At 69.2% G+C, this 15,025-nt stretch carries 13 protein-coding genes; 10 read left to right on the top strand and 3 right to left on the bottom strand.

Translation table 11 applies throughout. The features are described 5' to 3' along the window. Nucleotides 1–19: 19 nt before the first annotated feature. The 9 genes from ACWEK3_RS30190 to ACWEK3_RS30150 all read left to right on the top strand — a co-directional run bounded on the left by ACWEK3_RS30190 (nucleotide 20) and on the right by ACWEK3_RS30150 (nucleotide 10,117). Nucleotides 20–976 carry a phosphotriesterase family protein gene (locus ACWEK3_RS30190; protein WP_450546739.1) on the top strand — a complete coding sequence of 319 codons (957 nt, stop codon included), beginning with the start codon at nucleotides 20–22 and terminating at the stop codon, nucleotides 974–976. Between the two features lie 13 nt (nucleotides 977–989). Then, nucleotides 990–2,102: an FAD-dependent oxidoreductase gene (locus tag ACWEK3_RS30185; protein ID WP_376406553.1), complete on the top strand. Its 1,113-nt coding sequence runs from the start codon at nucleotides 990–992 to the stop codon at nucleotides 2,100–2,102. Nucleotides 2,103–2,106: 4 nt separating this feature from the next. Next, nucleotides 2,107–3,030 (top strand): alpha/beta hydrolase, encoded by a 924-nt coding sequence (locus ACWEK3_RS30180; protein ID WP_453251041.1) that lies wholly within the window; start codon nucleotides 2,107–2,109, stop codon nucleotides 3,028–3,030. A gap of 34 nt (nucleotides 3,031–3,064) precedes the next feature. Further along, nucleotides 3,065–4,006 carry an MBL fold metallo-hydrolase gene (locus ACWEK3_RS30175; RefSeq protein WP_453251040.1) on the top strand — a complete coding sequence of 314 codons (942 nt, stop codon included), beginning with the start codon at nucleotides 3,065–3,067 and terminating at the stop codon, nucleotides 4,004–4,006. An 18-nt stretch (nucleotides 4,007–4,024) separates the two neighbouring features. Next, nucleotides 4,025–5,809, top strand: a complete 1,785-nt coding sequence (locus tag ACWEK3_RS30170) for a CocE/NonD family hydrolase (RefSeq protein ID WP_453251039.1) — start codon at nucleotides 4,025–4,027, stop codon at nucleotides 5,807–5,809. Between the two features lie 384 nt (nucleotides 5,810–6,193). After that, nucleotides 6,194–6,931: a trimeric intracellular cation channel family protein gene (locus tag ACWEK3_RS30165; protein WP_376604501.1), complete on the top strand. Its 738-nt coding sequence runs from the start codon at nucleotides 6,194–6,196 to the stop codon at nucleotides 6,929–6,931. Continuing rightward, nucleotides 6,928–8,184 carry a M20 family metallopeptidase gene (locus ACWEK3_RS30160; protein ID WP_453251038.1) on the top strand — a complete coding sequence of 419 codons (1,257 nt, stop codon included), beginning with the start codon at nucleotides 6,928–6,930 and terminating at the stop codon, nucleotides 8,182–8,184. Before ACWEK3_RS30165 ends, ACWEK3_RS30160 begins: the two co-directional genes overlap by 4 nt. Before the next feature lie 139 nt (nucleotides 8,185–8,323). Further along, the gene (locus ACWEK3_RS30155; protein ID WP_453251037.1) at nucleotides 8,324–9,541 is read left to right on the top strand and encodes an RNA-guided endonuclease InsQ/TnpB family protein; all 1,218 of its coding nucleotides are present in this window, start codon (nucleotides 8,324–8,326) and stop codon (nucleotides 9,539–9,541) included. 204 nt (nucleotides 9,542–9,745) lie between these two features. Further along, a complete protein-coding gene (locus ACWEK3_RS30150; RefSeq protein ID WP_453251036.1) occupies nucleotides 9,746–10,117 on the top strand; it encodes a SpoIIE family protein phosphatase in 372 nt (123 codons plus the stop codon). Between the two features lie 64 nt (nucleotides 10,118–10,181). Here ACWEK3_RS30150 and ACWEK3_RS30145 read toward each other — a convergent pair whose 3' ends face one another. The 3 genes from ACWEK3_RS30145 to ACWEK3_RS30135 form a co-directional block, all read right to left on the bottom strand. Beyond that, nucleotides 10,182–11,510 carry an enolase C-terminal domain-like protein gene (locus ACWEK3_RS30145; protein WP_453251035.1) on the bottom strand — a complete coding sequence of 443 codons (1,329 nt, stop codon included), beginning with the start codon at nucleotides 11,508–11,510 and terminating at the stop codon, nucleotides 10,182–10,184. Nucleotides 11,511–11,618: 108 nt separating this feature from the next. After that, nucleotides 11,619–12,956: a gluconate:H+ symporter gene (locus ACWEK3_RS30140; RefSeq protein WP_450543624.1), complete on the bottom strand. Its 1,338-nt coding sequence runs from the start codon at nucleotides 12,954–12,956 to the stop codon at nucleotides 11,619–11,621. Nucleotides 12,957–13,019: 63 nt separating this feature from the next. Then, nucleotides 13,020–13,958: a 5-dehydro-4-deoxyglucarate dehydratase gene (locus tag ACWEK3_RS30135; RefSeq protein ID WP_453251034.1), complete on the bottom strand. Its 939-nt coding sequence runs from the start codon at nucleotides 13,956–13,958 to the stop codon at nucleotides 13,020–13,022. 117 nt (nucleotides 13,959–14,075) lie between these two features. Between ACWEK3_RS30135 and ACWEK3_RS30130 the strand changes: the two genes are divergently transcribed. Then, the gene (locus ACWEK3_RS30130; RefSeq protein WP_453251033.1) at nucleotides 14,076–14,876 is read left to right on the top strand and encodes an IclR family transcriptional regulator; all 801 of its coding nucleotides are present in this window, start codon (nucleotides 14,076–14,078) and stop codon (nucleotides 14,874–14,876) included. Nucleotides 14,877–15,025: the final 149 nt, after the last annotated feature.

The following is a 15,025-nucleotide window of genomic DNA, read 5'->3' as shown; positions in this document are numbered from 1 at the left end:
TTACTCAAAGGTGAGTGTTGTGTCGAGAGTGAACACGGTCCTGGGCCCGGTCCCGGCCGAGGAGCTGGGACTCGTGGCCGTCCACGAGCACATCGGGTACGGCATGCCCGGCTCCGAACTGGACACCAAGTGGTGGAAGACCCCCGAGCAGCGGTACGAGGAGACCGTCCCGAAGCTGCGCGCGTTCCACGAGTACGGCGGCGGCACCTTCGTCGACGCGACCGGCATCTGCAACGGCCGTGACGTCGACTACTACAAGTCGCTGTCCGCGAAGACCGGCGTCCACATCGTCGCCTGCACCGGCTTCGTCGGGGGCGACACCGCCCTGCCGCACTTCGCGAACGCCGACGTGGACTACCTGATGCGGCAGTTCGTCCACGAGATCACCGTCGGCATCGGCAGCACCGGCGGCCTCGCCGGTGTCATCAAGGTCGGTGTCAGCCGCGGCGGCCGCATGACGGACCTGGACAAGCGGATCTACCGCGCCGCGGCCCGCGCCTCGCTCACCACGGGCGTGCCGATCCTGACCCACCTCGCGATCGACGCCGAGAACGCGATCGCCATCTTCGACGAGGAGGGCCTGGCGCTGGACCGCGTCCTGTTCGGGCACGTCGACGACGGCGTGAACGCCGACAAGACGCGCGACGTCTGGATCGCGGAGAAGGGCGGCCGCATCGGCTTCGACACCTTCGGCTACGAGACCGAGCTGCCCGACCCGCCGTTCTGGGCCCGACCCCGCAAGGAGCGGCTGGACCACTTCCTGCGGTTCATCGACGGGGGCCGGCGGCTGAAGCAGGTCCTCGCCTCCGCCGACGCCAACTGCAGCCCGCTGGGCTGGCCGGGCGTCAAGGGCCACACCGTCAACTACGTCTTCGAGGACCTCATCCCGGACCTCCGCGCCGCCGGTCTCGACGAGGCCGCCATCAAGACGATCTTCGTCGACAACCCCGCCGACTTCCTCACCCTTCAGAAGTAAAGAGAGAACCACCATGCAGTCCTCAGACCTGAAGAACCTGAAGATCGCCATCGTCGGAGCGGGGTACGGCGGCGCGGCGGCGGCCAAGGCCCTGAGCCTGCTCGGCGCCGAGGTCGACGTCTACGAGCAGGCCAACCAGATCCGGGAGGTGGGCGCCGGTATCGGTCTGCGTCCCGTCACCATGAACCGCTTCCGCCAGTGGGGGATCTTCGACGCGATCGCGAAGGTGACCTCGCCGAGCGAGTACTTCGAGATCCTCACGGCCACCGGTGACCCGATCATGAAAGAGACATGGCCGGCCGACGGCGAGCAGACCCATACCCACCTGATCCACCGCGGCGACTTCATCGACGCGCTTCTGGGCGTCCTCCCCGAGGGCATGGTGCACCTCGGCCACAAGCTCGAGAGCATCGAGGACAAGGGAGACAGCTCCGTCCTCACCTTCGCGGGCGGCAAGACCGTCGAGGCCGACCTGGTCGTCGGCGCCGACGGCATCAAGTCGGTGGTGCGGGGGCAGCTGTTCGGCGAGAAGGGCCCGGTGTTCTCGGGCGAGCACGCCTACCGCGCGGTCATCCCCGTCGACGCCGCCCACGGGATGGTCGTCGACGACAACCTCCGGATGTACATCGGCAAGGGCACGAAGATCTACCTGCTGCCGCTGCGCCACCGGGGCCAGGTGTCGTTCGACATCACCGCCCTCTGCCCGGACGGCACCTGGAACCCCCAGGTCACGAAGGACGACATGCTGAAGACGGTGGAGGGCTTCGACGAGCGCCTCGTGAGCATCACGCGCGACCTCGACATGGACACCGTGAACATCCGCGCCGTCTACGACATCGACCCGGTCGACACGTGGCACTCCGACTCCGTCGTCCTCGTCGGCGACGCGGCCCACTCGATGCTGCACCACCAGGGCCAGGGCGCCAACTCGGCCATCGAGGACGGCGGCGCGCTCGCCGACGCCCTGCGGCAGGCGGACTCCGTGAAGGAGGCGCTGGCCCTGTACCAGGCCACCCGCAAGCCGGTGACCGACGAGCTGCAGCGCATCTCGCGCCAGGGGTGGACCGAGGACGAGATCAACGACGTCTTCCCCGGCCAGAAGCCCGCCGCTGCCGGGCAGGAGTGACACCGTGACGCTGCATCCCGAGATCGCCGAATTCATCGCGAGCCTGCCCGCCCCGCCCGAGGGCCCGCTCGACCCGGTCGCCATGCGCGCCGCGGACGAGGCGCACGTCGCCCCCCTGGAGGAGCGCCTGCCGCTCCACGCGGTCGACGACGTGACGGCGAAGACGGCCACCGGCGAGGTACCGGTACGGATCTACACCCCCGTCGAGGCCGACAGCGACGGCGTGCTCGTCTACTTCCACGGCGGCGCGTTCTTCCTCGGCAGCCTGGAGACCCACGACCACGTCGCGCGCTCACTGGCCAAGGAGACCGGGCTCAAGGTCGTCTCCGTCGGCTACCGCTTGGCACCCGAGGCGGCCTTCCCGGCCGGTCTCGACGACTGCTACGCGGTCGTGCGCTGGGTCGCCGAGGAGGATACGGACCTGGCCTGGGACGGTACGACCCTCGCCGTCGCCGGTGACAGCTCCGGCGGCACCTTCGCCGCCGCGGTCGCCGCCAGGGCGCACGACGACGGCTTCGACCGGATCACCCACCAGATCCTCTACTATCCCTCGCTCGACCTGGACTTCGACGTCGACCGCTACCCGTCGCTGCGGGAGAACGCGGTGGGCTACGGCCTGGAGACGGCGGGGCTGAAGCCCTTCAACGCCTTCTACCTCGACAGCGGCGCCGACCCCGCGGACCCGCTGGTGTCGCCGATCAAGCGGACCGACCTCACCGGTCTGCCGCCCGCGCTCGTCGTCACCGCCGAGCACGACCCGATGCGCGACGAGGGCGAGCTGTACGGCGAGCGGCTGCGCGAAGCCGGTGTGGAAGCGACGGTGAGCCGGTACGAGGGAGCAGGCCACGGGTTCGTCCAGCACTTCTCCTGGATCCCGGAGTACCACGCGGTCTTCACGCAGACACGCGACTTCCTCGGCCGCAGCTGACCGGCCGGCCCGTGCACGAGCGGAGTAGGAAAGCATGACGCACCCAGTCACCGTCCACCCCCTGGTCTCGCCCTGGGGCCGGTTCGGTCTCTACAGCTTCTTCATCGACGCACCCGAGCCGGCGATCGTCGACACCGGCATCGCCTCGTCGCCCGCCGAAGGGATGGCTCCCGCGCTCGAGGCCATCGGACGCCGCATCGAGGACGTGCGCTGGATCCTGCTGACCCACGGTCACATCGACCACGTCGGCGGAGCGCACGCCCTGTGGGAGCTCACCGGGCGGCGCGCCCAGGTGGTCATCCACGAGGCCGACGCACCGATGCTCCGCTCGCGCCGGGCCCACGTCGAGGAGTACCTCGCGGGACGCGGCCGGTACCTGGACGACCCCGAGGGCGATGCGAAGGTGACGGCCGCCACGGAGGCCGTCATCTCCGGCGAGATGGAGCCCTCCCTGCTGGTCAAGGGCGGCGAGACCCTCTCCCTCGGCGGTGATGTCACCGTGTCGGTGCATTCCGTACCGGGCCACACACCCGGATCGGTCGCCTACGTCGTCGACGGACAGCGCTCGGTGTTCACCGGAGACGCCGTCCAGGTCCACGGGGCGGCGAACGGCTTCCCGGGCTACACGGACCCGGTCGCCTACCGCGCCGGCCTGGAGTACCTGCGGGACGAGATCCGCCCGCAGCACCTGTACCTGGGGCACCCCTACCGCCGCGTCGACGGCACACCGTACGGCGTCGAGCTCGACGAGGCGCAGGCCCGGGAGGCGATCACCCAGAGCCTGGACATCGAGGCCCGTGTCGCCGCGGCCGCCTGCGGATGCCTGGAGGCGGGCCTGCGGGAGACGGATTCGCCGTACTCGCCGTTCGCCCGCGCCGCCGAGGAGCTCGGCTACACCGGGGACCCCGCGCTCGAGCCATCGCCGTTCTTCACCTCCATGGCCGGCTACCGCACGCACCTCGAACAGAACGCGTAACACAGGAGCTTCACACCCATGACTGACCTTCACACGATCCGCGCGGGCGAGCAGTCGATCGCCGTCCGCAAGGATCTCCAGGTGCCGATGCGCGACGGCGTCACGCTGGTGGCCGACGCGTACAGCGGTGTGGACGACACACCGCGGCCCGCGCTGGTGGCCCTGAGCCCGTACGGCAAGGAGCTCCAGGCCCTGGCCCTGACGACCCCGCCGCAGCGCCGGCCGAGCCCCATGTGGGACGGCTGCATCGAGGCCGGCGACATCGCGCGCGTCGTCCAGGAGGGCTACGTCCACGTCATCGGCGACCTGCGCGGCTCCGGCGCCTCCGAGGGCGAGCACATCGGCAACTACAACGCCGGTGGCGTCTCGCTCGGCCAGGACGCGTACGACTTCATCGAGTGGGTCGCCGCGCAGCCGTGGTGCGACGGCAACGTCGGCATGATCGGCATCTCCTACTTCGGCTCGATGCAGGTGCTGGCGGCGGCCGAGCGTCCGCCGAGCCTCAAGGCCATCTTCGTCAGCGGCGGCCACTACGACTTCTACGAGACCACCTACCACGGCGGCGTCATGTGGTTCATGCCGCGCGCCGCCCGTGAAGGGCGCGGCGGCGACTCCGGCTGGGCCTTCACCGACGGCGTCAAGTCCCGCATGCTCGAGACCTGCTCGCCCGAAGAGATCAAGAAGCGGGTCGCCAAGCGCCTGCAGGACCCGGACGTGGCCGCCTGGCCCAACCTGGTCCACGTGCTGAACTACCCGAAGAACCACGAGGCCTGGTTCGACATCGTGATGAACGAGGTCGACGGCGAGTGGTACGAGGAGCGCAACCCCGTCACCCTGGCGCCGAACATCGACATCCCGGTCTGGCTCCAGATCGATCAGGGCCGCGGCTGGACGATGGACGGCACCATCGAGGTCTTCAACCGCCTCAAGGGCCCCAAGAAGCTGGACATCGGCCCGTACCCGCCCATGCAGTCGCGCCCCTTCATCGAAGAGCACGACAAGATGTTCCGCTGGTACGACTACTGGATCAAGGGCATCGACAACGGGATCATGGACGAGCCCGCCGTCACCGTGCACGTCGAGGGCTCACGCCAGTACGTCACCGGGGCCCAGTGGCCGCCGAAGGACGTGGAGCACAAGCCGCTCTACCTCCGCCCGCGCCACAAGCTCTCCTTCGAGCCCGAGCCCATGGGCGCCGAGCACGCCGTCCCCGACGGCTTCTACCAGGCGCCGCTCACGGTCACCGACAAGGTGGAGATGCTCAGCTGGAGCACCGAGCCGTTCACCGAGCCCACCGAGATGATCGGCCAGGGCGCGGCGCACCTCTTCGCGGAGATCGACCAGCCCGACACCAACTTCATCCTGCGCATGTGGGACGAGGCCGCGGGCGGCAAGCGACAGCTCATCACGACCGCCTACCTCAAGGCCTCCCACCGTGAGCTCGACGAGGGGCGCACCACCGAGGGCGACCCCTACCACCCGCACACCCGCGCGGTGCCGGTCGAGCCGGGGAAGATCGAGGAGTACGTGCTGCGCGTCTACCCGTTCGCGGCGACGTTCCTGCCGGGCCACAAGCTGGTCGTGGAGCTCTCCAACGACGAGCCGCTGGCCGACGCGCACAACGCGCTGCTGCCGCCGGACGCCTTCCACCTGCCGGTGGGCCGCCCCGTCACCCACAAGATCTACCGCGACGCCGCACACCCCTCCCGGCTCGTGCTGCCGTTCACGACGGTCACAGCGCCGGACGCGACGCGATCGGGCTCTGCGCGCAACGAAGGCGGAGACCGGCGCAGCGGCTCCTGACGAGCCCGACGCCGACCGGGGGACCGCCGGACCCCCGGCGTCCGGCCTCGCCTTTCCGCCTGGCCGGCGTCCGGACCTTCGCGCTCCCGGGCGCGTCGTCCCGGCCGCCGGCCAAGCAGCGGTCCGCCATGCCGGATCCGGCCGGCCGGCCGATCCGGTCCGCGGTGGACCGGCCGCTGTGTCGCCATGCACCACCCCGGCCCGCGTGCTCCGCGGACATCCGATCCCGCACCCACCCATGCCTTCTGCGCCCACGCGGCCGTGACCGCAGGCGATCCGACCTGCGGCCGGGTGTCGTCGCGGAACGTCACTGTCCCTGGCCGTCTGCCCGTGCCGTGGAGACACCGAGTCACTAGGCTCGTCATCGTGTCCACCGTGTGTGTGATGTCGGCTTCCCTGATCCCGGCCGGAATCGCGGTCGCGACGCGCTATCTCGACCTTGCCGGTGTCTTCTCGTGCGCGCTGCTGGGGGGCGCCGTGGCCCGCACGGTCGGCCTGGACCTGTTCGGGTTCCTGGTGGTGGGCATCATCTCCGGTCTGGGCGGAGGCATGATCAGGGACGTGCTGCTGCAGCACGGCACACCGGTCGCGCTGACCGACTACGCCTACCTGCCGACCGCCGTCGCCGGTTCCGTGGTGGTCTTCCTCATCAAGATCAGCGAGGCGTCCTGGACCCGGCTTTTCACCGCCCTCGACGCCGCCGTCCTCGGATTCTGGGCGGTCACCGGGGTCAACAAGACGCTCGCCGTGGGGCTGGGATGGCTTCCGGCCATCCTCCTGGGCACCGTGACCGCCGTCGGCGGCGGCGCCCTGCGCGATGTCGTCCTCGGCCGGGTGCCGGCTGTCTTCGGGGGCAACGGTCTGTACGCCACCGTCGCCGTCGCGGTCGCCGGAGTCACGGTGATCTGCGTGTACCTCGGCGTGCCGGCGATCGGCGCCGGCCTGGGCATCACACTGGCCCTGGCCTTCCGGCTCACTGCTGTGCGGCTCGGCTGGAACCTGCCCAACAGCCTGGACTGGCAGCCCCGGTCCAGGATGGCCGCGACGCGGCGGCACGGCACCGGCACTGCCGCCCGAAACGGGAAAGAAGAGCAGTCCCACCCGCGCAAGGAGACGTCGTGACCGACCGAAACCGCGCAGTGCTGTCCGGCCTCACCGGTATCCGCTCCGATCTTGAGGACCTTTACCGGGATCTGCACAGGCATCCCGAACTCGGCCTGCGGGAGCACCGCACGGCGAAGAAGGCGTCCGACGCTCTGCGGGATCTCGGGTACGAGGTCACCGACGGCATCGGGGGCACGGGCGTGATCGGCGTGCTGGCCAACGGCGACGGACCCACCGTCATGGCCCGCGCGGACATGGACGCCCTCCCGGTACGCGAGCAGACCGGTCTGCCCTACGCCTCCACCGTGACCCTGACAGGTCCCGACGGCACCGAGCAGCCGGTCATGCACGCCTGCGGGCACGATGTGCACGTGACCGCTCTGATCGGCTGCGCACAGCTGATGGCGCAGGCCACGGACGCCTGGCGCGGTACCTTCGTGGCGCTCTTCCAGCCCTCGGAGGAGAACGGCGACGGCGCCCGTGCCATGATCGACGACAGTCTCACGGCAAGGGCGCCCCGGCCCGACGTGGTACTCGCCCAGCACGTCCTGCCCTATCCGGCGGGCTACGTCGGCACCCGTCCGGGATCGTTCCTGTCGGCCGCGGACAGCCTGCGCATCACTGTCCACGGCCGAGGAGCGCACGGCTCCATGCCCCAGGCCGCGGTCGACCCCGTGGTGATGGCCGCCATGATCGTCGTGCGCCTGCAGACCATCGTCTCCCGGGAACTCGCCGCCACCACCCCCGCCGTCGTCACCGTGGGCAGTATCCACGCCGGCACCGGTCCCAACGTCATCCCCGACAGCGCCGTCGTCGAGCTCAACGTCCGTACCTACGACGATGCCACGCGCAGCCAGGTCCTGAAGGCGATCGAGCGCATCGTCCGGACCGAGAGCGAGGCGTCCGGGTCGCCGAAGGCACCCGAGATCGAGCGAACGGCCGCCTTCCCGCCCACCGTCAACGACGAGGAAGCGACCCGGCGCGTCGCCGAGGCGTTCGCCGCCCACTTCGGCGACGACGCACACACCATCGACCTGCAGACCGCCAGCGAGGACATGAGCGAGATCCCCAAAGCGTTCGGCGCGCCGTTCACCTATTGGGGCATCGGAGGCATCGACGCCGGCCTGTATGCCGAGGCCGCCAAGAAGGGCACCATCGCCCAGGACGTCCCGGTCAACCACAGCCCTGCCTTCGCCCCCGTCGTCCAACCGACCCTGGACACCGGCGTCAGCGCCATGACGGTGGCTGCCCTAGCCTGGCTCGGCGGCTGACCGGATCTCTTGAGCGCTAGCCCCGTTCTTCAGGATGGGGTTAGCTCATCCTTGGCGCGTAGCCGCGTAGCGGCGGAGTTCTCTGCGTTGTCAGTGGTGTGCACTATGTTGATCGCACCAGTTGAAGGGGGGTGTTCTCATGCTGTCCGGTCGCCGCTACCTGCTCGACCTGTCGCCTGAACAAGAGGCGATGTGCGAGGAGTTCGGCGCTATCTGCCGGTCGGTGTGGAATACAGCGCTGGAGCAGCGTCGGGAATACCGGCGGCGCGGGGCGTGGATGAACTACGCGCCGCAGTGCGCCGAGTTGGCCGACGCCAAGTGTGAGCATCCGTGGTTGAAGGCGGCACCGTCGCACGCGTTGCAGCAGACGCTCAAGGATTTGGACCGGGCCTGCCGGGATCACGGCACGTTCCAGGTGCGGTGGCGGTCGAAGGCACGTTGGTCGCCGTCGTTCCGGTTCCCCGACGCCCAGCAGATCAGCGTGGAGCGGCTGGGGCGCAAGTGGGGCCGGGTCAGGCTGCCGAAGCTGGGCTGGGTCCGCTTTCGCTGGTCCCGCCCCCTCGGTGGTGAGATCCGTTCCGCGACCGTGTCCCGCAAGGGCGGCCGGTGGTTTGTGTCGTTCCTCGTGGACGACCAGGCCGCCACTCCCGCGCAGCACGCCATGCCCGGTACCGCTGTGGGCATCGACCGGGGGGTCAAGACCGCCGTCGTCACCTCGGACGGCGACTTTTACGGCCGGCCGTTCATCACGGCCGGCGAGACCGGCCGGTACCGGCGTCTGCAACAGCGCCTCGCCCGGTCGAAGCGCGGCAGCGCGAACCGGCACAAGACGATCACGGCCATGGGTCGCATCATGTCCCGGGTGTCGGACCGGCGTGGGGACTTCTGCGCGCAGATTGCCGCCCGGATCGTCGCGAAGAACGCCCTGGTGGTCCTCGAAGACCTGCGGATCAAGAACATGTCCGCCAGCGCGTGTGGCACCGTGGCCGAGCCCGGCCGGAGCGTGCGTCAGAAGGCCGGGCTCAACCGGGCCATCCTGGACAAGGGGTGGCACCGCCTCGAACTTGCCCTTACCAATGCCGCCCGGTGCACGGGCACGCGCGTGGTGAAGGTCAACCCCGCGTACACGTCGCAGCGGTGCTCCGCCTGCGGCTTCGTCACGGAAGGAAACCGCGAGAGCCAAGCGGTCTTCCGGTGCAAAGCCGCAGGCTGCGGACACCGCGACCATGCCGACGTGAACGCCGCGAAGAACATCAAGGCCGCAGGACATGCGGTCTCAGCCTGTGGAGACCTTGGCACCAGCCGGTCCGTGAAGCAGGAACCCGTAAGCCGGGCGACCGGCCGAACCCCCTCGTAGGGGAATCCCCGGGCTTCAGCCCGGGGAGGAAGTCAAGTGAAGGCACTTCCAGCGAGCCGTCGCTGAGGCGACCGCTACCTGTCAACCCGTCGGCGCTGCGGTCCCGGAACGTGGTGCGGAGAAGGCCGGCTTGCGGGTGCTGACGAGCTGTGGAGTGCGTGGCGTTCCTTGAACCGGCCGCTAACTGCGAATCGCAAACTGTCGATGGGGGTCCCGGTCGAAAACACCCGGTCCGACGGCGCGGGCGGTGTTGCGGTCGATCAGCACGATCTCTCTGCAGACGCCTCCGCGTTCGACGAGGGACAGGACCGCGTGACGCTGCGCCTGCTGCTCGGCATCGACCCCGACGCCGACTACCCGGAGATTCACATCCCCCTACCACCCGGGGCCGTGCTCGCCCTGTACTCCGACGGAGTCATCCAAGCTCCCGGCATCGACTTCGAGGACGCCACCGCCCACCTCGTTGCCCATGGCTTGCACAGGCGCGATTTCCGGCAAGGGCAGGACCCCTCCCCGGAGGAGACGCAAACCACCGCCGATGCCTCTCTGTTGGCACCAGCCAGCGCGGTCGGGTGACGCCACATCACCCGCCCGAGCGACCCACGCGATGACCAACGAAACGTCGAAAGTGGAGAGTTCGTCACCGCACCAGGCAGGGGCGTTTGCTGTCGAAGGCCCAGTCCTTTACCAGGTAGCGCATCCCGGCGGCGTCGTCACGGCCCGACAGCCGCTTCTCCAGGTAGAGCTCGTGGGCGGCGAGCAGTCTGTCCACGTCGAGCTCGATACCGAGTCCGGGTGTGTCATCGACAGCGATCTCCCCGTCGGTGATCTGCGGGGGCCGGACCGTGAGGCGTTCCAGGCCCTCCTGCCAGATCCAGTGAGTGTCCAGCGCGTTGTAGTCACCGGGGACGGCGGCTCCGCAGTGCGCCATCATGGCGAGTGAGATGTCGAAGTGGTTGTTGGAGTGGCACCCCCAGGTCATGCCTGTGTCGTGGCACAGCTGGGCCACCCGCACCGACCCCTGCATGGTCCAGAAGTGAGGGTCCGCGAGAGGGATGTCGACCGACCGCAGCGCCAGTGCGTGGGTGAGCTGGCGCCAGTCGGTCGCGATCATGTTGGTCGCGGTGGGCAGTCCGGTGGCCCGGCGGAATTCCGCGAGGATCTCCCGGCCCGAGTAGCCGCCCTCGGCTCCGCAGGGATCCTCGGCGTAGGTGAGCGTGCCGGCCAGTGGCCTGCACAGCTCGACGGCTTCGCGCAGGGACCAGGCCCCGTTGGGGTCGAGAGTGATCCGCGCGTCGGGGAAGCGTTCCTTCAGTGCCTGTACCGCCTTGACCTCCTCAACGCCCGGCAGGACGCCGCCCTTGAGCTTGAAGTCGCAAAAGCCGTAGCGCGCGTACGTCGCCTCGGCCTGCCGGACGATCGCCTCCGGAGTCAGCGCCTCCTGGCGGCGGATCCGGTACCACTCCACGTCGGAGCCCTCTTCACGGACGTAGTCCAGATCGGTCCGATCGGGGTCGCCGACGTAGAAGAGGTAGCCCAGGACCCGTACGGAGTCGCGCTGCCGGCCGTCGCCGAGCAGCGCGGCGACGGGGACCTCCAGATGCCTGCCCAGCAGGTCCAGCAGCGCCGATTCGACGGCCGTGACGACATGCACGGCGGTGCGCAGGTCGAAGGTCTGCTCGCCCCGTCCGTGATCGTCACGTCCGCCGAATCTCTCCCTCACGGACCGCAGGACGCGTTTGTAGTCGCCCAGCCGTGCGCCGACGACGAGGCACTCGGCTTCACGCAGCGTCCGGGTGATCTCCTCACCGCCCGGAACCTCGCCCAGTCCCGTCCGGCCGTCCGAGTCCTCGAGGACGAGGACGTTACGGGTGAAGTACGGGGCGTGCGCGCCGGAGAGGTTCAGCAGCATGGAGTCACGGCCTGCCACCGGGTACACGGAGAAGCGGGTGACGACAGGCTGGCTCATGTGGTGAATCCTTCGTTGCTAGGTGGTTGGGCGTGGGGGAAACTGCCGCGCGGGCGGGGCGCCGCTCGTGGAGTGCCGCGGCGCCCGCTCACGGGTGAGGGCGTCCACTCACAGATTGAGGACGTCCAGGACACGTTCCATGGCCAGGACGCCGCCCAGGCCGAGGATCGCGAGGACGGTCGTGTAGGTGGTACGGACCTTGATCGCGTCGATGACCGACAGGTTGAAGTACTCCTTGAACATCCAGAAGCCCGGGTCGTTGACGTGCGAGAAGGCGATCGAGCCGCAGGAGACGGCGAGCACCATGATTTCGGCGTGGATCCCGCTGCCCGCGACCAGCGGCAGCGCGACACCGGACGCCGTGACGACGGCGACCGTCGCCGAGCCGAGCGCCACCCTGAGGATCACGGCGATGAGCCAGGCCAGGATGATCGGCGAGACGGACCAGCCCGAGGTCGCCTGCTTGATGTAGTCCGAGATCCCGCCGTCCACGAGGACCTGTTTGAAGGCGCCGCCGGCCCCGATCACCAGCAGGATCATCGCCATCGCCTGCGCCGCTCCCCGGCACGAGGCACTGACCTCCTCCAGGCTCCGGCCGATGCGCGGTCCGAAGGCCCAGACCGCGACGAGCAGTGTCAGCAGCAGCGCGATCGGCGCCGAGCCGACGAAGTTGATGAAGTGCATCATCGCGGTGTCCGCAGAGGTGACCATGTCGGTCACCGCCGCGCCCGCGATCAGCACCACGGGCAGGAGGGCGACCGACAGCGACCAGGCGGTGCTCGGCATCTCCTCCTCTTCGAAGGTGCGGTCGCTCACCAGGCCCGTGGGCACGGACGGGTTCATCGCCCGGACGAACGGCAGCCTCGGCCATACCAGGGCGATGAGCGCGCCGGCCGGGACGGCGATGAACAGGCCGTAGAACAAGGTCAGTCCGACCGAGGCGTGGAAGGTCGCGGCCACCGCGGTCGGGCCCGGGTGCGGGGGCAGGAAGCTGTGCATGGTGGACAGCGCGATGGACATCGGCAGTCCGACCCAGAGCAGGTTCGAGCGGGTGACCCGCACGAGCGTGAAGGCGACGGGCACGATGATGACGAAGGCGACCTCGTAGAACATCGTGACGCCGATGAGCATGGCCGTCAGCACCATGGCTACCTGCACCCAGCGCGGACCGCAGACGGCGAGCAGTTTGGTCGCTATGCGCTGGGCGGCGCCCGAGTCCCCCATGACACGGCCGACCATCGCGCCGAGCCCGATGGTGAGCATCGTGTCGCCGATCTGGCCGCCGATGCCCTCGGAGAGGATGTCCGGGATGTCCGCGACCGGGATCCCTCGCACCAGGGCAACGCCGACGGCCACGAGGAGGAGGGAGGCGAAGCCGTTCAGTCTGAGCTTCGTCATGAGGAAGAGCAGGACCAGAACGCTGATCCCGACGACGACAAGTGGCATGAATCAGTTCTCCTTTGAACTGTGCTGTCGGCTGTCTTCCGGCTGTTGGGCTTCCGCCCGGGGTCAGTGCTCGGCGCCGACCAGGTCCAGACCGTTGTCCAGGAGATCGCGGAGGGCGGCGAGGTCGTCCGGGCCGGGGTCGGTGAGCGGGGCGCGTACGGGGCCCACGGGCAGTCCGCGCAGCCGGGCCGCCGCCTTGACCAGCGAGACGGCGTAACCGGGCCTGCGGTCGCGCAGTTCGACGAGCGGGACGTAGAAGCCGCGCAGCAACTCGTCCATCCGGTCCGAATCGTTCTTGTGAAAGGCCTCGAAGAAGGCGCGTGCGATTTCCGGGGCGAAGGCGTGGACGGCCGACGAATAGGCGCGCACGCCCATACCGGCGTACGCACGGGCCTGGACCTCGGCCGTGGCGGCGCCGTTGAAGAAGAGGAAGTCGTCGGGCGCGGCCAGGGTGAGTCGCTGCAGGCGGTCGAGGTCGCTGTGACCGTCCTTCAGGCCGATGACGGTCGGGATCCGGGCGATGTCGCGCAGGCTGTCGGCGGTGAAGGCGACCTGGTCGCGCTGGTAGGCGATCAGGGGCAACCGGGTGCCGTCGGCGATCCTGCGCAGCTGCTCTACGAGGCCGTCCTGGGGTGCCTGGATCAGATAGTGCGGGAGGACGAGCGCGGCATCCGCGCCCGCGTCCTCCGCGATCCGCGCAAACCGCAGTGCCTGGGCCCAGCCGTAACCGATGCCCGCGACGACCGGAAGGCGTCCGCGTGCCACGTCGACCGCGACGGTGATGACCGTGCGGTACTCGTCCTCGTCCAGGGCTGTGAACTCACCCGTCCCGCAGGCGGGGAAGACCGCGCCTGGGCCGGCCGCGAGTTGCCGTTCGAGGTAGGCACGGTAGGCGCCGGGATCCAGGTCGCCGTTGCGCTGAAAACTCGTCAGGGGGAAGGACAGCACACCCTGCCCCATCCCCTCACCGAGACGCCGCACGACGTCCGCGATCTCCCTCATATCCACCCCACTAGAAAGCGTCTTCAAATGAAGACGGCGTCTATGTATGAAGACGGAGGCTAGGTACATGGACAGTTGAGGTCAAGGGCTCTGCACCGACGGGCTTAGGATCGCGACATGGCGCAGAGTGGGGGCGTACCCGAAGTGAAGTCAGCGGTCCGAACCGTCGCACTGCTGGAACTGCTGGCCGCGAGGGGTGACCGCCCGGCGCGGCTGCGCGAGCTTTCCGAGGAACTGGGCGTTCCCCGCAGCAGTATGTACGCACTGCTCCAGACCCTCGTCGAGCACGGCTGGGTCCGCACCGACACCACCGGATCCCTGTACGGCATCGGCATCCGGGCGCTGCTGACCGGCACCAGCTACCTGGACAGCGACAAGCGCGTCCGCCTGGTCCGCCCTTATCTCGACGAGGCGTCGGACGCCCTGGGTGAAACCATCCACCTGGCCCGGCTGGACGGCGCGGATGTCGTCTACCTGGCGACCAGGGAATCCCACGAGTACCTGCGGACGATCAGCAGGGTCGGCCGCCGGGTCCCCGCACACGTCGGCGCCCTGGGCAAGGCCCTGCTCGCCGAGCGCCCGGACGACGAACTCCCGCTACCCGAAGACCCGTTGCCGGCCTCCACCCCGAACACGCTCACCACCCGGACGTCACTGCTGGCCGACCTGGCCGAGGTGCGGGAACGTGGCTACTCCATCGACCACGAGGAAACCGTCACCGGCATCACCGGCTTCGGCTTCGCCCTGCGGTACGACACCCCTGCCACCGACGCCATCAGCTGCTCGGTGCCGACCTTCCGCCTCACCGACGAACACGAACACCGCATCGTCGCCGTCATGCGCGAGGTCCGCACAAAGATCGAGACCCTCCTGCCGCCACCGTCCCGTGACGTCGACTGGCGTGACCCGCACCGATGAGCGAGCGGCAGGCCCCGTCAACGTCCACGATCCTGCGGGCCGCCGCCCCCTGGTTCTTGGCACATGTCCCGATGGGGTAGCCGTCCCAGGCGATGTCGGTGGCCTTTTCCTGACCAAGAACGGGCCGCGGCGACGTGGACGGGCCTGGG

The organism is Streptomyces sp. NPDC004721, from assembly GCF_053601495.1.
Note: the sequence above shows the minus strand (reverse complement) of the source record. Positions and strands in the feature narration are given on the sequence as shown.